At 22.8% G+C, this 22,302-nt stretch carries 19 protein-coding genes and 7 tRNA genes; 4 read left to right on the forward strand and 22 right to left on the reverse strand.

Features of this window, described 5'->3' with window-relative positions:
* Nucleotides 1-18: 18 nt before the first annotated feature.
* The 13 genes from rplJ to ileS all read right to left on the reverse strand — a co-directional run bounded on the left by rplJ (nt 19) and on the right by ileS (nt 8,304).
* Nucleotides 19-549 (reverse strand): 50S ribosomal protein L10, encoded by a 531-nt coding sequence (rplJ, locus tag H0H34_RS02140; protein WP_185873185.1) that lies wholly within the window; start codon nt 547-549, stop codon nt 19-21.
* Complete coding sequence (locus H0H34_RS02145; RefSeq protein WP_185873186.1) at nt 536-1,228, reverse strand: 50S ribosomal protein L1; 693 nt, start codon at nt 1,226-1,228, stop codon at nt 536-538. The genes rplJ and H0H34_RS02145 overlap by 14 nt, the downstream gene beginning before the upstream one ends.
* Before the next feature lie 4 nt (nt 1,229-1,232).
* Complete coding sequence (gene rplK / locus H0H34_RS02150; protein ID WP_185873187.1) at nt 1,233-1,661, reverse strand: 50S ribosomal protein L11; 429 nt, start codon at nt 1,659-1,661, stop codon at nt 1,233-1,235.
* A gap of 7 nt (nt 1,662-1,668) precedes the next feature.
* A complete protein-coding gene (nusG, locus tag H0H34_RS02155) occupies nt 1,669-2,223 on the reverse strand; it encodes a transcription termination/antitermination protein NusG (RefSeq protein ID WP_185873188.1) in 555 nt (184 codons plus the stop codon).
* A gap of 12 nt (nt 2,224-2,235) precedes the next feature.
* The gene (secE, locus tag H0H34_RS02160) at nt 2,236-2,421 is read right to left on the reverse strand and encodes a preprotein translocase subunit SecE (protein ID WP_185873189.1); all 186 of its coding nucleotides are present in this window, start codon (nt 2,419-2,421) and stop codon (nt 2,236-2,238) included.
* Nucleotides 2,422-2,480: 59 nt separating this feature from the next.
* A tRNA-Trp gene (locus H0H34_RS02165) sits at nt 2,481-2,554 on the reverse strand.
* A 9-nt stretch (nt 2,555-2,563) separates the two neighbouring features.
* Nucleotides 2,564-3,751 (reverse strand): elongation factor Tu, encoded by a 1,188-nt coding sequence (gene tuf, locus H0H34_RS02170; protein ID WP_185873190.1) that lies wholly within the window; start codon nt 3,749-3,751, stop codon nt 2,564-2,566.
* 35 nt (nt 3,752-3,786) lie between these two features.
* A tRNA-Thr gene (locus tag H0H34_RS02175) sits at nt 3,787-3,858 on the reverse strand.
* Between the two features lie 18 nt (nt 3,859-3,876).
* Nucleotides 3,877-3,950: transfer RNA gene (locus H0H34_RS02180), tRNA-Gly, on the reverse strand.
* A gap of 17 nt (nt 3,951-3,967) precedes the next feature.
* A tRNA-Tyr gene (locus H0H34_RS02185) sits at nt 3,968-4,052 on the reverse strand.
* Nucleotides 4,053-4,063: 11 nt separating this feature from the next.
* A tRNA-Thr gene (locus H0H34_RS02190) sits at nt 4,064-4,137 on the reverse strand.
* A gap of 97 nt (nt 4,138-4,234) precedes the next feature.
* Nucleotides 4,235-4,876 carry a lipoprotein signal peptidase gene (locus H0H34_RS02195; protein ID WP_185873191.1) on the reverse strand — a complete coding sequence of 214 codons (642 nt, stop codon included), beginning with the start codon at nt 4,874-4,876 and terminating at the stop codon, nt 4,235-4,237.
* Entirely contained in the window at nt 4,873-8,304 is a 3,432-nt protein-coding gene (gene ileS, locus H0H34_RS02200) for an isoleucine--tRNA ligase (RefSeq protein ID WP_185873192.1), read from the reverse strand. Before ileS ends, H0H34_RS02195 begins: the two co-directional genes overlap by 4 nt.
* Nucleotides 8,305-8,349: 45 nt before the next feature.
* Here ileS and mutS point away from each other — a divergent pair, with 45 nt between their 5' ends.
* The 3 genes from mutS (at nt 8,350) to H0H34_RS02215 (ending at nt 11,105) form a co-directional block, all read left to right on the forward strand.
* On the forward strand, nt 8,350-10,884 hold the full coding sequence (gene mutS / locus H0H34_RS02205; protein ID WP_185873193.1) for a DNA mismatch repair protein MutS: 2,535 nt from the start codon (nt 8,350-8,352) through the stop codon (nt 10,882-10,884).
* Nucleotides 10,885-10,940: 56 nt separating this feature from the next.
* Nucleotides 10,941-11,013: transfer RNA gene (locus tag H0H34_RS02210), tRNA-Gly, on the forward strand.
* 7 nt (nt 11,014-11,020) lie between these two features.
* Nucleotides 11,021-11,105: transfer RNA gene (locus tag H0H34_RS02215), tRNA-Leu, on the forward strand.
* A gap of 8 nt (nt 11,106-11,113) precedes the next feature.
* On the opposite strand, the gene guaB is transcribed toward H0H34_RS02215, so the two are convergent.
* Complete coding sequence (gene guaB / locus H0H34_RS02220) at nt 11,114-12,571, reverse strand: IMP dehydrogenase (RefSeq protein ID WP_185873194.1); 1,458 nt, start codon at nt 12,569-12,571, stop codon at nt 11,114-11,116.
* A 195-nt stretch (nt 12,572-12,766) separates the two neighbouring features.
* Here guaB and H0H34_RS02225 point away from each other — a divergent pair, with 195 nt between their 5' ends.
* Nucleotides 12,767-13,063, forward strand: coding sequence for a hypothetical protein (locus H0H34_RS02225; RefSeq protein ID WP_185873195.1), 297 nt, complete (start codon nt 12,767-12,769; stop codon nt 13,061-13,063).
* A gap of 92 nt (nt 13,064-13,155) precedes the next feature.
* Here the strand turns inward: H0H34_RS02225 and rplS are convergent, their stop codons facing one another.
* The 8 genes from rplS to H0H34_RS02265 all read right to left on the reverse strand — a co-directional run bounded on the left by rplS (nt 13,156) and on the right by H0H34_RS02265 (nt 22,139).
* Nucleotides 13,156-13,500 (reverse strand): 50S ribosomal protein L19, encoded by a 345-nt coding sequence (rplS, locus tag H0H34_RS02230; protein WP_185873196.1) that lies wholly within the window; start codon nt 13,498-13,500, stop codon nt 13,156-13,158.
* Nucleotides 13,500-14,897, reverse strand: a complete 1,398-nt coding sequence (locus tag H0H34_RS02235) for a phosphohexomutase domain-containing protein (RefSeq protein ID WP_185873197.1) — start codon at nt 14,895-14,897, stop codon at nt 13,500-13,502. Before H0H34_RS02235 ends, rplS begins: the two co-directional genes overlap by 1 nt.
* Nucleotides 14,898-14,950: 53 nt before the next feature.
* Entirely contained in the window at nt 14,951-16,474 is a 1,524-nt protein-coding gene (dnaB, locus tag H0H34_RS02240) for a replicative DNA helicase (protein ID WP_185873198.1), read from the reverse strand.
* Between the two features lie 28 nt (nt 16,475-16,502).
* The gene (locus H0H34_RS02245; protein WP_185873199.1) at nt 16,503-17,456 is read right to left on the reverse strand and encodes an acetyl-CoA carboxylase carboxyltransferase subunit alpha; all 954 of its coding nucleotides are present in this window, start codon (nt 17,454-17,456) and stop codon (nt 16,503-16,505) included.
* 19 nt (nt 17,457-17,475) lie between these two features.
* Nucleotides 17,476-18,231 (reverse strand): succinate dehydrogenase/fumarate reductase iron-sulfur subunit, encoded by a 756-nt coding sequence (locus H0H34_RS02250; protein WP_185873200.1) that lies wholly within the window; start codon nt 18,229-18,231, stop codon nt 17,476-17,478.
* Between the two features lie 7 nt (nt 18,232-18,238).
* Nucleotides 18,239-20,284: a fumarate reductase/succinate dehydrogenase flavoprotein subunit gene (locus H0H34_RS02255; RefSeq protein ID WP_185873201.1), complete on the reverse strand. Its 2,046-nt coding sequence runs from the start codon at nt 20,282-20,284 to the stop codon at nt 18,239-18,241.
* Nucleotides 20,285-20,297: 13 nt separating this feature from the next.
* Entirely contained in the window at nt 20,298-20,894 is a 597-nt protein-coding gene (locus tag H0H34_RS02260; RefSeq protein ID WP_185873581.1) for a succinate dehydrogenase cytochrome b subunit, read from the reverse strand.
* A 66-nt stretch (nt 20,895-20,960) separates the two neighbouring features.
* Nucleotides 20,961-22,139, reverse strand: coding sequence for a cysteine desulfurase family protein (locus tag H0H34_RS02265; protein WP_185873202.1), 1,179 nt, complete (start codon nt 22,137-22,139; stop codon nt 20,961-20,963).
* Nucleotides 22,140-22,302: the final 163 nt, after the last annotated feature.

Below are 22,302 nucleotides of genomic sequence, written 5' to 3' on the forward strand. Positions count from 1 at the left end.
AATTTTATATTTTTTTAACTATTTAGTAGATAAAGATTTTAAAATATTATATATCTTATTTGATGAATTCGATAATGATGAAATAATATTTTTTAAAGTAGCTTTCAAATTATATAATATATCAATAATTAAATCTTCTTTAGATTTAATATTTATAAGTAAATCTAAATCTTTATTTCCAATATAAAAATCATTTTGAACATATGCTATTTTCAAAATAGGATTTTTCATCTTTTCTTTATAATGAAATTCCTTAATAATTATTGATACAATTTTTCCTAAATTTTTTTTTGAAAATAAAATACTAGTATTTTTTTTTAAAAAAGGTAAAAATGATTCAAATTTTTTATTTTTTTTTATAGATTTTTTTAATAAAGAATTTTTTATAACTTTCATTTGAATTCCATTTTTATGAAAATTTTTTCTTAAAAAAAATGTTTGATTTGCATTTAAATTAAAAAAATCCATTAAATATATAGTATTGCTACTGGATAGTATTTTATCTAAATTTAATAAAATATTTTTTTTATTATCCTTATTTTTTTTCATATAAAAACGTTTTATGATCAAGTATAATGCTATTACTCATAGTAGTTGATAAATAAACATTTTTTATAAAAAAATTTTTTTTAATAAATTCTTTGATAAAAACAATTATATTTTCTAATATAGAATTATTAGAAAAAGATTTTCTTCCAATTGAAGAATTAACAATACCGTATTTATCTGATTTAAAAAATATTCTTCCAGAAATAATATTTTTTATTGAAATTTCTGGATTTAAAGAAATAGTTTCTTCTTTATTATTTGGCATTAATCCTTTTTGCCCCAAAATTTTACTTATAATATTTACTTTATTCATAACAGATGGCATAGAAACTACAATATTTATTTTATTATCCCACCATCCTGAATTAATTTTATCTATATAATGTAATCCTACATAAGTAGCTCCAAATTCTTTAGATTTTAATTCTTTATCTTTAGTAACTATAGCCAATATATAATTTTTCTTTCCTGTACCATTGGGTAAATCAATTATACCTCTTATTATAGAATTATTTTCTTTTTTATTTTTTTTTAAACGAATTGATATATCTATAGATTCATTAAATTTAGCAAAACTAATTTTTTTTATTATTGATATAGATTCCTCTAAAGAATATTTTTTGTCAAAAACATTTAATAAATATTTTTTTCTATTTTTAGTTAATTTTTTTTTTGACATAATTTCAATAAATTTCAATACCCATTGATTTTGCTGTTCCAGTTATTATAGATATAGCGCTTTCAATAGAAAAACAATTTAAGTCACTCATTTTTTTTTCAGCAATTAATCTTATATCATTTAAACTTATTTTTCCAATTTTAATACGATTAGGTTCTTTAGACCCCCTTTTTTTTTTTAAAATTTCTAATAAAAAAAAGGATACAGGAGGACTTTTTATTTTAAAAGAAAAAGATTTATCATCATATACAGTTATTGTTACTGGACAAATCATTCCATTTTTATTATTTGTAACTGAATTATATTGTTTACAAAATTCCATTATATTTACACCAGAACTTCCTAATATTGGTCCAATAGGTGGAGCTGGGGTAGCTTTTCCTCCATTTATTTCTTGAATTTTAATTTTCTTAATAATTTTCTTATTAATCATAATAATTTTAAATTTTTTCTATCTGTGTAAAATTTAATTCTAATGGAGTTTTTCTTCCAAAGATTAAAACTGCTAATTCTAGTTTTTTCTTTTCTTCATTTATTTTCTCTATAGTCCCATTAAATCCATTAAATGGCCCATCTATAACTTTAATTGTTTCTCCGACTACAAAAGATAAATTTATATTTTTGTATGAATTAGAAAGATCTTCCATTTTTCCTAACATTTTACTTATTTCTTCTTTTCTCATAGGAACTGGATTTGATTTAGTTCCTTTTCCTTCACCTAAAAATGTTATAACACCAGGTACATTTCTAATAGCATGTAAAGCCTCTCCATCTAAATTTGCCTCTATCATTACATAACCTGGATAATATGCTTTCTCTCTATAAATTCTTTTACCTTTTCTCATTTTAATAATTTTTTCTATTGGAACTAAAATTTTTCCTATTTCGTTCTTAAATCCATTATTAATCAATTCATTTTCTATGTAAAATTTTATTTTATTTTCTTGTCCACTAATGGTTTTAATTACATACCATTTTTTTTCTATATCACTCATTATATAATATAATTATAAAGAAAAAAATTTTTTAATTAAAAAAATAAAAAAAACATCTATTCCATATAAAAATATGGATAAAAATACAGAACAAAAAATAATTAATATAGTTGAATTTTGTAATTCATACCATTTTGGCCAAGTAATATAATAAAAAAATTCTTTATAAATTTCATAAAAAAAATTATTTTTTTTCATAATAAAAACATTATTATACCTAATTATTCAAAATATTTTTTAACTGTTTTTTTTATTAGCACGGATGGTAAGAATCGAACTTACGACCTTCGGTTTTGGAGACCGACGCTCTTCCTATCTAAGCTACATCCGTTCACTATTATTAATTTATAATATCTGTAACTTGTCCAGCTCCAACTGTCTTTCCCCCTTCCCTAATAGCAAATCTTAATTTGTTACTTAAAGCAACAGGTTGATGCAATTTAACTAACATAGTTATGTTATCTCCAGGCATAACCATTTCTGTCTCTTTTGGTAGGTTTATTTCTCCTGTAACATCAGTTGTTCTTAAATAAAATTGAGGTCTATATTTATTATGAAATGGTGTATGTCTTCCACCTTCTTCTTTTGTTAGAATATAAACTTCAGCTTTAAATTCTTTATAAGGTTTTATAGTTTCAGGTGATGAAATTACCATTCCTCTACGGATATCTTTTTTTTCTATACCACGCAATAATAATCCTACATTATCTCCAGCTTGTCCTCTATCTAATATCTTTCTAAACATTTCAACACCAGTTATCGTAGAAGATAATTTTTCTTTTCCCATTCCTATTATGTCAACCGTATCACTAGTATTAATTATTCCACTTTCTATTCTTCCAGTAGCAACAGTTCCTCTTCCAGTTATAGTAAAAACATCTTCTATAGGCATTAAAAATGGTTTATCCATTTTTCTAACAGGAATTGGGATATAATCATCTAATATATTCATTAAATTTTTAATTTCTTCTATCCATTTTTTTTCTCCATTCAATGCTCCCAAAGCTGATCCTTTTATTATTGGAATTTTATTTCCATCATATTCATATTTTGTAAGTAATTCTCTAATTTCCATTTCTACTAGTTCTAATAATTCAGGATCATCTATTTGATCAACTTTATTTATAAAAACTACGATTTTAGGAACTCCTACTTGACGTGCCAATAAAATATGTTCTCTAGTTTGAGGCATAGGCCCATCCGTAGCTGCAACTACTAAAATAGCTCCATCCATTTGTGCAGCTCCTGTTATCATATTTTTGACATAATCTGCATGTCCAGGACAATCCACATGTGCATAATGTCTTTTTAACGTTTCATATTCAACATGAGAAGTATTAATAGTAATACCTCTAGCTTTTTCTTCTGGAGCATTATCAATAGCATCAAAACTTTTTTCTTCTGCTAATCCTTCTTTTGATAAAACTTTTGTAATTGCTGCAGTTAAAGTAGTTTTCCCATGATCTACATGCCCCGTAGTTCCTATATTTAAATGTGGTTTATCTCTTTTAAATTTTTCTTTTGCCATACAGTAAGTATTATTTAAGTTGAGTTAAAATAAAAAGCCAACGGCGGGAATTGAACCCGTGACCTCTTCCTTACCAAGGAAGTGCTCTCCCACTGAGCTACATTGGCCAATACATCGTACTTTAGAGCGGAAGACGGGATTCGAACCCGCGACATTCAACTTGGAAGGCTGAAGCTCTACCAAACTGAGCTACTTCCGCTAACATAATAAAAAAAATGGGGAGAGCAGGATTCGAACCTGCGAAGACGTAAGCCAACAGATTTACAGTCTGTCCTCGTTAACCAAGCTTGAGTATCTCCCCATAATTATTTAAGCCGGTGGAGGGATTCGAACCCACGACCCCGAGATTACAAATCACGTGCTCTAACCAACTGAGCTACACCGGCAGATTAAATACGTAATAATGTAATAATTGTAATAATAAAAATAAAAAAATAATACAAATCTATAGAGATTTTTATAATTATCAAAAATAAATAAATGTTAAAAAAAATTCACTTTATTAATTTTTTTTTTAAAAAAAAATATTAAAATAATTCCAATAAATATTGCCGCATCAGATAAGTTAAAAACAGGTTTAAAAAATTTGAAATTATATCCACCAATAAAAGGAATAGATTTAGGAAAAATAAAATCTATTATAGGAAAATAAAATATATCAACTACACATCCTTCCATTAAGGAAGAATAACCATTTTTAGTAAAAAAATTTAATTTAGATATACCTGAATAAGAAACCCATTTTCCATATTCTTTACTATATATAGTTCCAGTATTAAATAATTTACCATAAATAAAACTATCTAAAAAATTACCTATAGAACCTGATAATATAAAACTAATAGGTATTGATAAATAATTATTAATATTTTTTCTTTCATTTTTTATATAAAAAAATAATATAAATAAAACTAAAAAAAATCTTATAATACTTAATAATATTTTTCCATTATAACCAGAAGAAATTATTATTCCATATAACATACCAGGATTTTCTATAAAAAAAATCCTAAAAAAAGAAAAAATATAATATCCATTACCCAATTCAAAATGGGTTTTTACATAAATTTTCAAAAATTGATCAACCAATATTATTGGTAAAATAATTAAAAAAAATTTTCTCAAATATAATTATACTTTTTTATTTTTATAAATATATATTTATCTTCAATATAAAATTTTGATCCTTCTTTTTTATTCCATATAAAAATATTTTTAGACAATGTTTCTTTGCACAACAATAATTTATTACAATTTATTATAAGATTAATATATTTATTTTTTGTATTAATATATATTAATATTTTTTCTAATACATGAAAATTTTCTTTTTTTCTTAATTCTTGTATATATCTAATTAAATCTCTAATTATTCCTTCTTTTTTAAGAGATTCTGTAATCTTTAAATCTAAAGCAACAGTTATATTATTATCAAATGATATTGCCCAATTTTTTATATATTTTGTTGATATTATTACATCTTCCAAAAGAAGATTAAATTTTTTTTGTGATTTTGTATTTATAATAATTTTTTTATTTTTTTCTAAATTTTTTATATCAACTTGTGTTAAGTTATTAATTAAATATGATATTTCTTTTGTATTTTCTCTAAATTTTTTTCCTATAGATCTATAATTAGGTTTAATATATTTAAAAAGCTCAATAATTTTAAAAGATGAAGGAAATTTTATTTTTTTTACATTTGATTCTTTTAATATAATATATGATATTTTTTTTAAATGATTATATTTATCATTTTTATTACAAATTACCATTACATTTTCTAATGGTTGACGAATTTTTATATTATTCTTCTTTCTAATAGAAAGAATCATATTTACTATTTTTTTAGCTAAAGACATTTTATATTCTAAATCACTATTTACCAAATTAATATTATAAATAGGATAAAGACTAAGATGTACACTTATGAAGTTTTCTTTATTAGTAATAGAATTTAAATTAACATAAATAATTTCTGAAAAAAATGGAACTATTGGTGATATTATTTTTGATACAGAAATTAGACAAGTATAAAGAACTTGATATGCAGAAATCTTATTTTTTGTATATTTTTCTTTCCAGAATCTTCTTCTGCAAATTCTTATATACCAATTACTTAGATTATTTATTACAAATGATGTTACTAAACGAGTGACTTTGTTTGGATTATAATTATTGTAAGATTTTTCTGTATCTTTTATAAGATTATTTAATTTAGAAATAATCCACAAATCCATATCATTATAGTTATCTATACAATCTTTTTCTTTGTAGGAAAATCCGTCTATATTTGCATACATTGTAAAAAATGAATAAACATTATATAATGTTCCAAAAAATCTTTTTATTACAGTATTAATTCCATATACATCAAATTTTGAATTATCCCATGGTTCTGAATTTGATACAATATACCAACGTATAGCGTCTGGTCCATAGTTATTTATTAAATTTATTGGATCTATAGTGTTTCCTTTACTCTTTGACATTTTTTGTCCATTTTTATCCAAAACTAATCCTGTAGAAACAACATTTTTATAAGATATAGATCTAGATATAGCACAACTAATAGTATGTAAAGAAAAAAACCATCCTCTAGTTTGATCTAATCCTTCTGAAATAAAATCTGAAGGAAATAATATATTTTTTTCTATTATATTTTTATTTTCAAATGGATAATGAAATTGAGCATATGGCATTGATCCTGAATCGAACCATACATCAATTAAATCTGGATCTCTTTTCATAGGTTCTCCTTTAGAAGAGACTAATATTATTTTATCCAAAACATGTTTATGTAAATCTATATTTTTATAGTTTTCATCGCTCATATCATTTAACTTAAATTTTTCTAAAATATTATAGGACATAATTCCATTTTTTATAGATTTTTTAATTTCTAAAATTAATTCTTTAATAGATCCTATAACTATTTTTTCTTTTCCACTTTTGTTTTTCCATATAGGTAATGGTGTCCCCCAAAATCTAGATCTAGATAAATTCCAATCCTTTATATTTTTTAACCATGAATTAAATCTATTATTTTTCTTATTATGAGAATTTGAATACCAATTAATTTTATTATTTAAATCAATCATTTTATCTTTTATACTAGTAGTTTTAAAAAACCATGAATATAATGGATAATAAATTATAGGTCTTTCTGTTCTCCAACAATGTGGATAAAAATGTTTATAATTTTCTGATTTAAATATTTTATTTTCTTTTTTTAGTAATGAAATAATTTTATTTTCAACAGAAAATGTTTCATTTTTTTTTGGATTAAATTCTTTTTTTATGTATTTTTCACTTAATCCATGAGGAAAATTATTTATAAATTTACCTTGAAAATCTACTAAAGGAACAAGTTTATTGTTTTGTAAAACAATCATAGAAGGAATATTATATTTTTTAGAAATTAAAAAATCTTCTAATCCAAAAGTTGGAGATATATGAACTATACCTGTACCTTCATTTATATCTATGAAATCACAATTAACAATTTTAAAAGCATTATTATAATTATAATAGGGTTTAAACCATGGAAGTAATTGCTCATATCTACTATTAAATAAATATTTTCCTTTAAATTTTAAAATTTTAAAATATGGAATTTTTTCTTTATATATTAATTTAATGGATTTATGATTAGATATTTCATAATACTTATTTGGTTCAAGTATTTTATTAATTGATTTTTCAGAAAAAATTAAATTTTCTTCACAACTATTATTAAAATTATAAATTTTAATTAGTAAATAGTCTACATTGTATCCTACAGATAACGCTGTATTAGAAGGTAAAGTCCAAGGTGTTGTTGTCCATGACAATAAATAAATATCTCCTATAATATTTTTTATTTTATTTGATAACGTATTTTTTATCAATTTGAATTTTACAATAGGAGAGACTTGTTCTACTTTTTTATAAGTCCCAGGCATATTTAACTCATGATAACTCAATCCAGTACCAGCATAAGGAGAATATGGTTGTACTGTATATCCATTATAAAGTAGATTTTTTTTATATAATTCTTTTATTATCCACCATACACTTTCTATATATTTAGAATCATAAGTTTTAAAATAATTTTTTAAATCAATCCAATAACCTATTTTATTTGTAAAATTTATCCATTTTTTTAGAGATTCATTAACAAATTTTTTACATATTTTGTTATAATCATTTATACTAATTTTTTTACCTACATCATTTTTATTTATTCCTATTTTTTTTTCTACATTTATTTCTATTGGTAATCCATGAGTATCCCAACCTGATTTTCTAAAAACAATCTTACCTTTTAAAGAATGATATCTACAAAAAATATCTTTTATAGTTCTTGATAAAACATGATGTATACCAGGATCACCATTTAATGATGGAGGACCTTCATATAATACATATTTATAACTATTTTTATTATTAAAATTTTTTAAAAAATTATCCTGAATTTTTTGAAAAAGTTTGTAATCTTTCCAATATTTATCAATATTGTTATATATTTTTTTTAAATCTAATTTTTTATATTCTAGAAATTTTTCTGACATAAAAATTTTTTAATAAGAAATTCTAGTTTTGAATATATATTAATAATGAATAAAAACGATAATAATAAAAAAGAAGAAACTCCATTAATTAAACAATATAATAATATAAAAAATAAATATCCAAATGCTATTTTATTATTTCAAGTTGGAGATTTTTATGAAACTTTTGGAAAAGATGCAATTATATGTTCTAATATATTAAATATAATTTTAACAAAACGATCTAAATACATAACACATTTAGCTGGATTTCCTTGTCATTCTTTAAATAATTATTTACCTAAACTAATACGTAATGGTTATAGAGTAGCAATTTGCAATCAACTAGAAGAACATAATAATAATAAAAACATTGTAAAAAGAGGTGTAGTAGAATTAATTACTCCAGGAATTAATATAGATGATAATTTATTAGAAAGTAAATCAAATAATTTTTTAGCATCTATTCATATGGAAAAAAATATTTTTGGATTAAGTTTTTTAGATATTTCTACTGGAGAATTTTTTATAGTAGAAGATAACGAAAAAAACATATTTCAATACATAAAAAATTTTCAACCAAATGAAATAATTTTTCAAAAAAAACAAAGATTTTTTTTTGAAAAATTATTAAAACATATAATATATTCAAAATTTTTAATGAATGATTGGTTGTTTAATTATCAATTTTCATATGAAAAATTAATATCACATTTTAAAACAAATTCTTTAAAAGGATTTGGAATTAATGACATGAAAGTAGGAATAATTTCTGCAGGTTCAATATTATCTTATGTACATGACTCTCATCATATAAACATTCAACATATATCTACTATACATAGGATAGAAAAAAAAAATTTTATACACATAGATGATTATACATTCAAAAATTTAGAAATATTTAAACCATTAAATAAAAATGGAAAATCATTATTGGATATAATAGACAATACTATTACTCCAATGGGTGGAAGATTATTAAAAAATTGGATTTTATTCCCCTTAACAAATATTGATCATATAAATGATAGACTTTTTTCAGTAAAAGAATTATGTATATATAATGATATACGCATGTTTATTATTAATAAACTTAAATCTATTCGTGATATAGATAGAATAATATCAAGGATTGTTATGGGAAAAACTAATCCAAAAGAAATATTAGTTTTAGATAAATCAATAAACTCTATAGAAAAATTAAAAAAAATAAAATTACCTGAAAAAATAAAAAAAATTAAGTCAATTATAAATCTTATACAAGATTGTAGTTACATACATATATATATTAACGATATAATTGATATTAATTCAAATTATAAAATTAATAAAGGAAAAGATTTTTTTATAAAGGAAGGAGTTTCTAAAAAATTAGATAACTTTCGTAAGTTATATTTTTTTCAAAAAGAACATTTAGAAAATCTTTGTATTAAAGAACAATCTAAAATAGGTATAAAAAAAATTAAAGTAGTTTATAATAATACATTTGGATATTTATTTGAAATAAATAAAAAGTATAAAAAAAAAATTCCATCATATTGGATTCAAAAACAAATTCTATCTAATTCTATTAGATATAGTAGTAAAGAATTAATAAATTATGAATCTAATATTATTAATGCTGAAAAAAATATTTTTATTATAGAAAAATTTATATTTAAAAATTTGATAAAAAATATATTAACATATATAAAAAAAATACAAAATAATTCAAAAATAATATCTGAATTAGATATTTTATGTTCTTTTTCATTATCTGCATTAGAAAATAATTATTCAATGCCTTTTATAAGTAAATCTAATAAATTAGATATTATTAATGGTAGACATCCAGTTATAGAAAGAAATTTTTTTTTAAAAAATTGTTATATACCAAATAATATTAAACTTAATAAAAATAATCAACAAATTATTATTATAACTGGCCCTAATATGTCAGGTAAATCCGCAATTTTAAGACAAACTGCTATTATAATATTAATGTCGCATATTGGAAGTTTTATTCCTGCTGATAAAAATACTAAAATAGGAATAATAGATAAAATTTTTAGTAGAATTGGATCATCTGATAATATTTCATTAGGAGAATCAACGTTTATGGTTGAAATGAATGAAACTTCTAATATATTAAATAATATAACTAAAAATAGTTTTATTATTTTAGATGAGATAGGAAGAGGAACAAGTACCAATGATGGTATTTCAATAGCTCAATCTATTATTGAATTTTTACATGAAAGTAAATTAAAACCATTTACTTTATTTGCTACTCATTATCATGAACTAAATAATATTTATTTATCTTTAGAAAGAGTAAAAAATTATCATATATCCGTAAAAAAATATAATAATAAAATTATTTTTATAAGAACATTAAAACCAGGAGTAACAAGTCATAGTTTAGGAATACATGTCGCTAAAATGTCAGGTATGCCTAAAAAAATAATTGATAGAGCAAATACAATTTTAAAAAAAATTACTAAAAATAGTAATACTATAAAAAAAGTTTTTTCTTATATAAAAGACATAAAAGATATAAATTCCTTATATAGTAAAAATATTGCAATAAAAATAATAAAAATAATATTAAATAAATAATAATTAATTTAATTATTTGCTATAAAAATCTTTTTGAATTAGATTTGTTTTATAAAGCGAGAATAACTCAGCTGGTAGAGTACGACCTTGCCAAGGTCGGAGTCACGGGTTCGAATCCCGTTTCTCGCTTATTTTTATCCGGGTGGTGGAATTGGTAGACACACAGGACTTAAAATCCTGTGATCATTTTGATCATACGGGTTCGAGTCCCGTCCCGGGTATTTTTATATCAAAATCCAGAATAATTAGGAGATTCTTTTGTTATTCTAACACTATGTGGATGACTTTCTCTTAATCCAGAATTAGTAATTTTTACAAACTTTCCTTTCTTAATTAATTCTTTAATATTAGATACACCACAATAACCCATTCCAGACCGTAATCCACCACAAATTTGATAAATAACATCTTTCATTTTTCCTTTATATGGAACTATAGCTTCTACACCTTCTGGAACAATTTTTTCATTAAACTGAAAATATCTATCTTTACTTCCTTTATTCATAGATAATAAAGATCCCATTCCTACATAAGTTTTAAATTTTCTTCCATGATATATCACTTCTTCTCCAGGGGATTCATCAGTTCCAGCAAATAAACTACCTATCATTACTGAATTAGCTCCAGAAGCTATTGCTTTTACAATATCTCCTGAATATCTAATACCACCATCAGAAATAACACTTATGTTTCTAGTTTTAGAATATTCATAAACATCGTTAATTGCTGTAATTTGAGGCATTCCTACTCCAGCCACAATTCTTGTTGTACATATAGATCCAGATCCAATTCCCACTTTTAAAATAGAAGAACCAGCGTCTATTAAATCTTTAGCGCCTTCTTTTGTTACTACATTTCCAACCAATAATGGTATTTCAGGAAAAAAATAACGAATTGATTTTATTATTTTAATAATACTAGATGAATGACCATGAGCAGAATCTATGGTTATTAAATCAACTTTAACTTTGATTAAAGATTCTACTCTATTTAAGGTTTCTTTATCAATTCCTACTGCTGCTCCTACCCTTAATTTACCTTTTGAATCTTTGCATGCATTAGGATATTCAATAACATTATCAATGTCTTTAATAGTTATTAGTCCTTCTAACTTATTAAATTCATTTACAATAGGTAGCTTCTCTATTCTTCCTTCAAGAAGGATATTCTTTGCATTTTTTATAGTTACATCTCTTGTTGATGTTATTAATTTTTTTGTCATAATATCTTCTACGGAAGTGTCTAAATTTATTCTATACTTAATATCCCTTTTTGTAATTATTCCTAATAAATAATTATCTTTTTCTATAACAGGTAATCCTGAAATTCTGTACTTCATCATGAGATCTTTAGCATGTTTTAATGTAGAATTCTTATATAAAGTAATAGGATCATCTATAATTCCATTTTCATATCTTTTAACTTTATAAACTTCTTTTGTTTGATTTTCTATATCCATATTTTTATGGATTATGCCAAGACCACCTTCTCTAGCAATAGAAATTGCTAGAGAAGATTCCGTTACTGTATCCATAGCGGAACTTAATATAGGTATATTTAAAGTAATATCAGAAGTTATAGATGTTTTAAGAGATACTTCTGATGGAAGAATAGAAGAATAAGATGGAATAAGTAAAACATCATCAAATGTCAATGCTTCTTTTAGAATCTTTTTATTTAAAGACATAATTTTTTTTTGTTTTATTAAACAACTTTTTTTAAAGAAAATTAAATTGTAACATTCTTATTTTCAATTAAAAGAATAAAAATTATAATTTAATTTATTATTATATAAAAAAACACAAATAATTATATATTTTTTCATTTCAAATTTTTATATAAATTTGTCCAGTATGTGTAACAATTGAAATATTATTTGATTATGATGAAAAAATTAAGAATTGCTTTTACAACAATCTTGTTAGCTACATTTTTATTTACTATTAGTTGTAATAATAAAAATAAAAACAATGAAAATAATCCTTCTACAACAGAAGAAGATAAATCTTCTAATGGCGGAGAAAATCAAACAGATTCAACATCTTCTACAAACACTCCACCTGCAAATTCAAACAATGAAGATTCTTCAAAAAATAATGAAGAGAATAATAATGGTAGTATAGGATCTGAAAAAGAAAAAACAACAACTTCTGAAGATAACGAAAAAGGTAACAAGTAATTGACTAAAATTAAGCAAAAAAAGGAAATAATTATTCGTATTTACGAAGTATTTACTAATTAAATATATTCCTTCTTTTTGCTTTTTTTTTATTAACTTTTTATTCTTGCCTTTTTACCTTTTAAATATCTTATATAATATATTTTAGATCTTCTTACTTTTCCATATTTATTTATTTCTATTTTTTTTATATTTGGTTGATTAATTATAAATATTCTCTCTACAGAGATTCCCATACTTATTTTTCTTATAGTAAATGTTTTTGTTAATCTTTTTCCTTGTTTTTTTATTACTATACCCTTAAATGATTGAATTCTTTTTTTATCACCTTCTTTAATTTCAAAAAATACAGTTATAGTGTCTCCAGAATTGAATAAAGGAATATCATTTTTTGGTATAAATTTTTCTTCTACATATTTTATAATATTTTGTGACATTATATATTTTTTTTTATTTCGTTTATAATTTCTTTAGTTAATAAATTGGATCTATTATTTGAGATAGGACTTTCTGAATATATCCTTATAATATTTTCAGTTTTAGATTTTCTAACGTGAATCCATTCATTATTTGGAAAATAAATTTTTATACCATCATTACAGTCTATATTATTTTTAATATATTTTTTCTTTATTTTTTTTAAAAAAAAATTATAATTAAATGATAAATTAACTGTTTTTTTAGACATAAAATAAATAGGATATGTTTTTTTTAGTTTATATAAAGAAGTACATTTTAATTTATATAAATGAGTTATTAATAATGCGATTCCAATCAAGGCATCTCTTCCATAACGTATTTTAGGATAAATAATACCTCCATTTCCTTCACCACCAATTATAGCATTATATTCTTTCATTTTTTTTACAACATTTGCCTCTCCTATAGAAGAATAATAAAGTTTAACATTATTTTTAATACAAATGTCTTTTAATGCATGTGAAGATGATAATGTAGAAACTACAGGTCCTGATTCATTTTTTAAAATGAAATCTACAATAGATATTAAAGTATATTCTTCTCCAAAAAATTCTCCATTTTCACATATAAATACTACTCTATCTACATCTGGATCAACTGATATTCCAAAGTCAGCACCAACTTTTGGAACAATTTTACAAATTTCTTTTAGATTTTTTTTAATTGGTTCAGGATTATGAACAAAATTTCCATCAATATTACAATTAACTTTTATTACATCAATACCTAATTTTTTTAAAAGTATTGGAACAGCTATTCCACCAGTTGAATTTATACCATCTACTAATACCCTTAATTTATATTTTCTTAAATTATTTATATTATTATTTATAATAGGTATAGATAAAATTTTATTTATATGTTTTTGTATGTAACATTTTTTATAAATAATCTTCCCTAAATTTTTATTAGATACAAAATTAAAATTATTTTTTTCAACAATTTTTAGCAATTCATTAAAGTTTTTTTCTGATAAAAATTCTCCATTAGAATTAAAAAATTTTAGTCCATTCCAATTTTGTTTATTATGACTTGCTGTAATCATAATACCTCCATCAGATTTTTCTTCTATAATAGCTATACCTACTGTTGGTGTAGTAGATAATCCAATATCTACTACATTAAAACCAAGAAATTGAATAGTTACCATAATTAAATTATGGAATAAAATAGAAGAGGATCTACCGTCTCTACCTAATATTATTTTATAATTATTATTTTTTTTTTTATTTTTTTTTTTTATTAAAAAAATATATCCAGAAGAAAATTTAATTACTTCTGTAGGAGAAAAAGAATTTTCTTTTTTTCCTCCTAAAATACCTCTTATTCCAGATGAAGATTTAATAAGTACCACAAATATTATTAATATTTTTTAACAAAAATATATTTTATTTTTATTATTTAAGTTTAATAATTAACATCATCATCGTCTAAATCAATAAAATTTTCGTCATTATAAACATTATATGGTTTATTAACTATGTTATCTTTTTTTCTTTCATAATCAATAACATTTTTCTTATAATCCTCTTCCCAAACTAATGGAATAGTTTTTTTTTCTTCAATATTTATGAACTTAGATTTATCACTTATAAATTTTAATCTAAATCTTCCTAACCCCCCATTCCTATGTTTAGAAATAATTATTTCTGCTTCTCCAATGCATGAATCATTTTTTTTATCGTCATAATCCCATACTTTAAATCCATAATATTCTGGTCTATATATAAACATAACTATGTCGGCATCTTGTTCAAGAGCCCCAGATTCTCTTAAATCAGATAATAATGGCCTTTTACTTCCACCTCTAGTTTCAACTGCTCTAGATAATTGAGATAATGCTATTATGGGAATATTTAATTCTTTAGATATAGATTTTAAATTTCTAGAAATAATAGATATTTCTTGTTCTCTATTTTGAAATTTTAATCCAGATTTTGATCCCATTAGTTGTATATAATCTATTAATATCAATTTTATATTATATTTAGCAATTAAATACCTAGATTTAGTTCTCAAATTAAAAATATCTAGAGAAGGAGTATCATCTATAAATATAGGGGCATCTTTTAATCTTTCTGTTTTTTTCATTAATGAATTCCATTCTAATTCTGATAAATCAGCCTTTTTAATTTTTTCTGACGATATTTCTGTTTCTGATGAAATTAACTTTGTAATTAACTGAACTGATGACATTTCTAATGAAAAAATAATAACAGGAATTTTATGTTTAACTGAAATATTTCTAACCATAGATAACATAAATGTAGTTTTTCCCATTCCTGGTCTAGATGCTATAATAATTAAATCTGAATTTTGCCATCCAGACGTCATATAATCTAACCTATTAAATCCAGATGATATTCCTGATATTCCACTAATTCCTTTATTCTTTGTTTTTTTTATTTTTTCAATAACTTTTTTTACAAGATAATTAGTAGTTTCATATTTTTTTTTTACTAAATATTTTTGATTAACATCGAAAATTTTTGATTCTGCATAATCTATTAAAGATAAAACATCATTATTTTCTTCATAACATTTTGTTATAACTCCAGAAAAAATGTTAATCAATTTCCTTAAAATAAATTTTTTAAGAATTATTCTACTGTGATACTCTATATGTGCAGATGATACAACTTTCTGTGTTAATTTTATTAAATAATATTCACCACCTATATAATCTAATTTTCCACTTACACGTAGTTCATTTAAAACAGTATATAAATCAACTGGATTTGAATTATCATATAATTTTCGTATAGCTAAATATATATATTTATGTTCTTTTCTATAAAAAATATCAGGAAATAATGTATCAATAACTTTACTTAATCCTTTTTTATCTATAATCATTGCACCTATAACTGCCTCTTCTAATTCCAATGATCTAGGAGGTATTTTTTCTTCAGATTCTTTATTAATATCCATATAAAATATAATTCTTTTTTATTCATTTTTATTCATTAAAAATTCCCATAGATAAGTATTTATTTTTTCTATATCTAATAATTGATTCTATATCTATTTTAGATAATTCATTATGATATTTTATTATTTTTTTTTTTACTATTCTAAAAGCTTTTTCAGGAAAAAAGTGAGCTCCACCTAAAGGTTCCTTAATTATATCATCTATAAGATTTAATTCATACATTTTTTCTGATGTTAATTTTAATGAAGACGCATATTCTTCTTTTTTATCCCAATTTCCCCAAAGTATTGTAGAGCAACTCTCTGGAGAGATTACAGAATACCAAGAATTTTCCATCATAGAAACCTTATCACCTATTCCTATACCTAATGCTCCACCACTAGCACCTTCTCCAATAATTAATACAATAATAGGTACTTTTAAACACATCATTTCATATATATTTTTTCCTATTGCTTCTCCCTGTCCTCTTTTCTCTGCCTCAATTCCTGGAAATGCTCCAGGAGTATCAATAAATGTAATAATAGGTTTTCTAAATTTTTCTGATAATTTCATAAGACGTAACGCTTTTCTGTATCCTTCTGGATTAGGCATTCCAAACCTTCTATATTGTCTATCTTTAATATTTCTACCTTTTTGAGTTCCTATAATCATAAAAGTAGTTTCATCTATTTTTCCAAATCCTCCTATTATTGCCTTATCATCACTAAAATTACGATCTCCATGTAATTCTATAAATGATTTTTTTGTTATATATTGTACATAATCTAATGTATAAGGTCTATCAGGATGTCTAGATAATTGAACACGTTGCCAAGGAGTTAAATTACTGTGTATTTTTTTTATTGTTTTTTCCATTTTACATTTTAATTGATTACAAATATTTTTCATGTCTATTCCACTTTTTTTTTCTATAATTAGACAATTAATATATTGTTTTCTAATCTCTTGTATTGGTTTTTCAAAATCTAAGTATTCCATAAATAAAAATGATTAATAATCAAAAAAATGAAAGGATATATTCTTTATTTAAAATAGAAATATGTTCAGTAGATATTCCTTTAGGACACTCAGTTTCACAAGTTTTTGTATTTGTACAACTTCCAAATCCTTCTTCATCCATTTTGTTAACCATATTTAATACTCTTTTTTTTCTTTCTATTTTACCTTGGGGTAACATAGATAAGTGTGCAATTTTTGATGAAACAAATAACATCGCAGATCCATTTTTACATGAAGCGACACATGCTCCACAACCAATACAAGAAGCGGCATTAAAAGATTTTTCTGCATCATCTTTAGATATTAAAATATTATTTCCGTCTACTGTATTTCCAAAAGTATTTACAGAAATAAAACCTCCTGACATAATAATTCTATCAAAAGATGATCTATCAACAATAAGGTCCTTAATAATAGGAAAAGATGTTGCTCTCCATGGTTCTATCCATATAGTTTCATTATTAATAAAATTACGCATATATACTTGACAAGTAGTAGTTAAACTATCAGGACCATGAGCTCTTCCATTTATATATAATGAACACATTCCACAGATTCCTTCTCTACAATCATGATCAAATGATATAGGATCTTCTTTTTTAGAAGTTATTATATTATTATTCACTATATCCAACATTTCTAAAAAAGAACTATTAGGTGATATATTATAAACTTTATATGTTTTAAACTTTCCTATTTCTATATTATTTTTTTGTCTCCAAATTTTTAACTTGAAATTAAGTAAATTATCCATAAAATAATTATTTATAAGATCTTGATTCCATTTTAATAAATTTAAAATCTAGATTTTCTTTATGCATAATTTCTTCGCTAATTTTTTTATTAGATGAATATTCCCATGCTGAAACGTTTTTATATCTTTTATCATCACGTAATGCTTCTCCATCTTTTGTTTGATATTCTTCTCTAAAATGACTACCACAAGATTCATTTCTTTTTAAGGCATCCATTGCCATTAATTCACCTAACTCTAAAAAATCAGATAATCTAATAGCTTTTTCTAATTCATTATTAATTCCGTTTTCTACTTCATTTCCAGGTACTATAACGTTTTTCCAAAACTCATTACGAATTTCTTTTATGTATTTTATGGATTTTATTAATCCATCAAAACTTCTTGTCATTCCAACATATTTCCACATAATATTTCCAAGTTTTTTATGAAAAAAATCTACAGATTTTTTTCCTTTTTTTCTAATTAATTTTTTAATAACATTTTTTATTTCTTTTTCCGATTTTATAAATTCATTATTTTTTATTGTTAATTTATCTTTATGATTTACATATTTTGATAAATAATCAGTAATTGTATAAGGAAGAATAAAGTATCCGTCTGCTAATCCTTGCATCAATGCTGATGCTCCTAATCTATTTGCTCCATGATCTGAAAAATTAGATTCTCCTATTGAAAAACATCCAGGAATAGTAGACATTAAATTATAATCTACCCATATTCCACCCATTGTATAATGAACTGCAGGGTAAATTTTCATAGGGCTATTATATGGATTATCATTAGTAATTCTTTCATACATATGAAATAAATTACCATATTTTGTATTTATTATTTTTTTACCAATATTTTTTAATTCTAAATTAGTTAATTTATTTAAATCCATATTTAATTCATTTGCTCTTTCTTTTCCATATTTTATCATAGACTGTTCAAAATCTAAAAACACTCCTTCTTTTGTTTCATTATTTTCTATACCATATCCTTTATCACAACGTTCTTTAGCTGCTCTTGAAGCAACATCTCTTGGTACTAGATTTCCAAAAGAAGGGTAACGTCTTTCTAAAAAATAATCTCTTTCATTTTCAGTTATATCTGATGCTTTCTTCTTTCCTTTTCGTATTAAAATTGAATCTTTTATTTTTATCGGGACCCATATTCTTCCATCATTACGTAATGATTCAGACATTAATGTTAATTTTGATTGATAACTACCATGTATAGGTATACATGTTGGATGTATTTGTGTAAAACATGGATTAGCAAAATATCCTCCTTTTTTATGAACTTTCCATGCAGAACTAGCATTAGAACCCATAGCATTAGTAGATAAAAAAAATATATTTCCATATCCTCCTGAAGCTATAACCACGGCATGTGATATATGTCTTTCTATTTTTCCAGTTAATAAGTTTCTTGCAATTATTCCTCTAGCACATCCATCCACAATTACTAAATCTAACATCTCATATCTACTATACATTTTAATTCTTCCTTTTCCTATTTGCCTAGACATAGCAGAATAACAAGCTAATAAAAGTTGTTGTCCAGTTTGTCCTTTAGAATAAAAAGTTCTTGAAACTTTTGTTCCACCAAAAGATCTGGTATCAAGATAACCAGCATAATCACGTGCAAATGGTACTCCTTGAGCTACACATTGATCTATTATATAAGAAGATATTTCAGATAAACGATATACATTAGATTCTCTTGATCTAAAATCACCACCCTTTATTGTATCATAAAATAATTGATAAACTGAGTCATTATCAACTTTATAGTTTTTTGATGCATTAATTCCTCCTTGAGCTGCAACAGAATGAGCCCTTCTTGGAGAATCTTGATAACAAAATGATTTTATTTTATAACCTAATTCAGCTAAAGTTGCAGATGCAGATCCTCCAGCTAATCCAGTTCCAACTACAATTATTTCTATGTTGTTTCTATTATTAGGTGATATTTTTTTTAAATATGATTTACAATTTTTCCATTTTTCATGTAAATCTCCTTTTGGGATCTTTGAATTTAAAATTGATGTATTTTTTTTGTGCATTTAATTAATTTCATTAATTAAAAAAAAACCAAATAGCAATTGAAGAAAATCCAATACAAATAAAACAAAAATAAAAACATCCTAATCTTTTTATCCAAATTATATTTTTTTTTCCAGATAATCCTAAAGATTGAAAAGATGATTGAAATCCATGATTTAAATGAATTCCTAAAATTATAAAAGAAAATATATATATAGATGTATAAAATGGATTTTTAAATAATGAAGTTACTATATAATAATCTGAAATATTGTTAGAATATTTCATAGGAAATGAAAAATTTATCAAATGCAATATCAAAAAACATAAAATCAATATTCCTGTAATAATCATTTTACTATTAATAAAGTTATTAATTATAGAATTAAAATTTAAATATTTAAAATTTATATTTCCTTTAGATATATTATTTTTAATAGATAATTTTATTCCCATAAAAATATGGATAAAAAATCCGGAAGCAAGAAAATACTCCATTATTCGAATGATAATATTTTTTCTCATAAAAAAAACTGCTTCATTAAAAGCTGTTTCTCCTAAAAAAAGAAATAAATTAACACTTAGATGTAATAATAAAAAAATCATAAGAAATATTCCAGTAAATGCCATTAATATTTTTTTTCCAATAGAAGATTGAAAAATGTTTAAACAACTTATATTCACTTAATTTATTTTTTATTTTTTGTTAAAAAATTTTCTAATCTTTTTTAAAGATTCTATAAGCAAATCTATATCTTTTTTTTCATTAAATATTCCAAAAGATATTCTAATAGGCATCATTTTTTTCAAAAAAACTTTATCTGTAATATGTTGAATAACATGGGAAATTTTTTTTTTAGAACTTTTACAAGAACTACCTTTAGATACAGAAATTCCCATTAAATCTAATTTAAAATAAAGTAAATAATCTATTTTTGATATAGGATATAAAAAATTTAATATTGCATGACTACTTCTATTAAAATCTTTAGACAATCCATTAAATATTAAAGATGGAATAAGCTTTTCTAATTGTAAAATACAATAATATTTTAATTCTTTAATTTTTTTTATATGATCAACAAAGTTGTTATAAGATAATTGTAATGCTTTTGATGCACCTACTATTCCTGATATATTTTCAGTACCTAAACGAATACCATGTTCTTGATTATTTATTGAAACTGAAAATTTAATTTTATTTAAAATATTTTTTTTTATAACAACAAAACCTATTCCTTTTGGCCCATAAAATTTGTGGGCACTTGCAGTAATAAAGTCTACTTGTAATTTTTTCATATTAACAAGAAAATTACCTATAAACTGAATAGTATCGGAATGAAAATAAGAATTATATTTATTACATAATTCAATAACTGATTTTGTATTTAAAATATTTCCAATTTCATTATTTACATACATTAAACTAACTAAAATTTTCCCCGAACATGAATGAAATTTTTTCATTAAGAAATTCATATGATTTAAATCAATAATTCCATTTTTATCAAATTGAATAAAACTTACAGGTATATTATATAATTTAGAAAAATTAGAAATTGAATTTAAAACGGAAAAATGTTCTATTTTAGAAGTTAAAATATGTTTAATATTTAAATATTGTATAGAAAATTTAAATACTAATTCATTTGCCTCAGTTCCTCCAGATGTAAAAATAATTTCACTAGGATCAGAATTTATTGTATTAGCTATAGATATTCTAGATTCTTCTATTAAAGATCTTGCTTTTCTTCCATAACTATGTTGTAAAGAAGATGGATTACCAAATGTATATTTTAAAGTATCTATCATAACCTTTATTACTTCATTTCTAATAGGAGTTGATGAAGCATTATCTAAATATACTTTTTTCATTTTTTTATTTAAAATTATTGTAAATCATTTCTATATATTATATGAATTTATTTTTATTTAAATTTAATAACACATATAAATTAAATTTAAATTAACTTTTTACAAAAATTTTTTAAATTTTAAATATTTTAAAATATCTATTTTATTTTTATTTAATATTGAA

It is taken from the genome of Blattabacterium cuenoti, from assembly GCF_014252375.1.
GTDB classification, from domain to species: Bacteria; Bacteroidota; Bacteroidia; order Flavobacteriales; family Blattabacteriaceae; genus Blattabacterium; species Blattabacterium cuenoti_AH.

Excerpts from the sequence above, each read along its gene's own strand:
- rplJ (WP_185873185.1), bottom strand. The coding sequence starts at position 549 with ATGAAAAAAAATAAGGATAATAAAAAAAATATTTTATTAAATTTAGAT.
- H0H34_RS02145 (WP_185873186.1), bottom strand. The coding sequence starts at position 1,228 with ATGTCAAAAAAAAAATTAACTAAAAATAGAAAAAAATATTTATTAAAT.
- rplK (WP_185873187.1), bottom strand. The coding sequence starts at position 1,661 with ATGATTAATAAGAAAATTATTAAGAAAATTAAAATTCAAGAAATAAAT.
- nusG (WP_185873188.1), bottom strand. The coding sequence starts at position 2,223 with ATGAGTGATATAGAAAAAAAATGGTATGTAATTAAAACCATTAGTGGA.
- secE (WP_185873189.1), bottom strand. The coding sequence starts at position 2,421 with ATGAAAAAAAATAATTTTTTTTATGAAATTTATAAAGAATTTTTTTAT.
- tuf (WP_185873190.1), bottom strand. The coding sequence starts at position 3,751 with ATGGCAAAAGAAAAATTTAAAAGAGATAAACCACATTTAAATATAGGA.
- ileS (WP_185873192.1), bottom strand. The coding sequence starts at position 8,304 with ATGTCAGAAAAATTTCTAGAATATAAAAAATTAGATTTAAAAAAAATA.
- mutS (WP_185873193.1), top strand. The coding sequence starts at position 8,350 with ATGAATAAAAACGATAATAATAAAAAAGAAGAAACTCCATTAATTAAA.
- guaB (WP_185873194.1), bottom strand. The coding sequence starts at position 12,571 with ATGTCTTTAAATAAAAAGATTCTAAAAGAAGCATTGACATTTGATGAT.
- H0H34_RS02225 (WP_185873195.1), top strand. The coding sequence starts at position 12,767 with ATGATGAAAAAATTAAGAATTGCTTTTACAACAATCTTGTTAGCTACA.
- rplS (WP_185873196.1), bottom strand. The coding sequence starts at position 13,500 with ATGTCACAAAATATTATAAAATATGTAGAAGAAAAATTTATACCAAAA.
- dnaB (WP_185873198.1), bottom strand. The coding sequence starts at position 16,474 with ATGGATATTAATAAAGAATCTGAAGAAAAAATACCTCCTAGATCATTG.
- H0H34_RS02245 (WP_185873199.1), bottom strand. The coding sequence starts at position 17,456 with ATGGAATACTTAGATTTTGAAAAACCAATACAAGAGATTAGAAAACAA.
- H0H34_RS02250 (WP_185873200.1), bottom strand. The coding sequence starts at position 18,231 with ATGGATAATTTACTTAATTTCAAGTTAAAAATTTGGAGACAAAAAAAT.
- H0H34_RS02255 (WP_185873201.1), bottom strand. The coding sequence starts at position 20,284 with ATGCACAAAAAAAATACATCAATTTTAAATTCAAAGATCCCAAAAGGA.
- H0H34_RS02260 (WP_185873581.1), bottom strand. The coding sequence starts at position 20,894 with ATGGCATTTACTGGAATATTTCTTATGATTTTTTTATTATTACATCTA.
- H0H34_RS02265 (WP_185873202.1), bottom strand. The coding sequence starts at position 22,139 with ATGAAAAAAGTATATTTAGATAATGCTTCATCAACTCCTATTAGAAAT.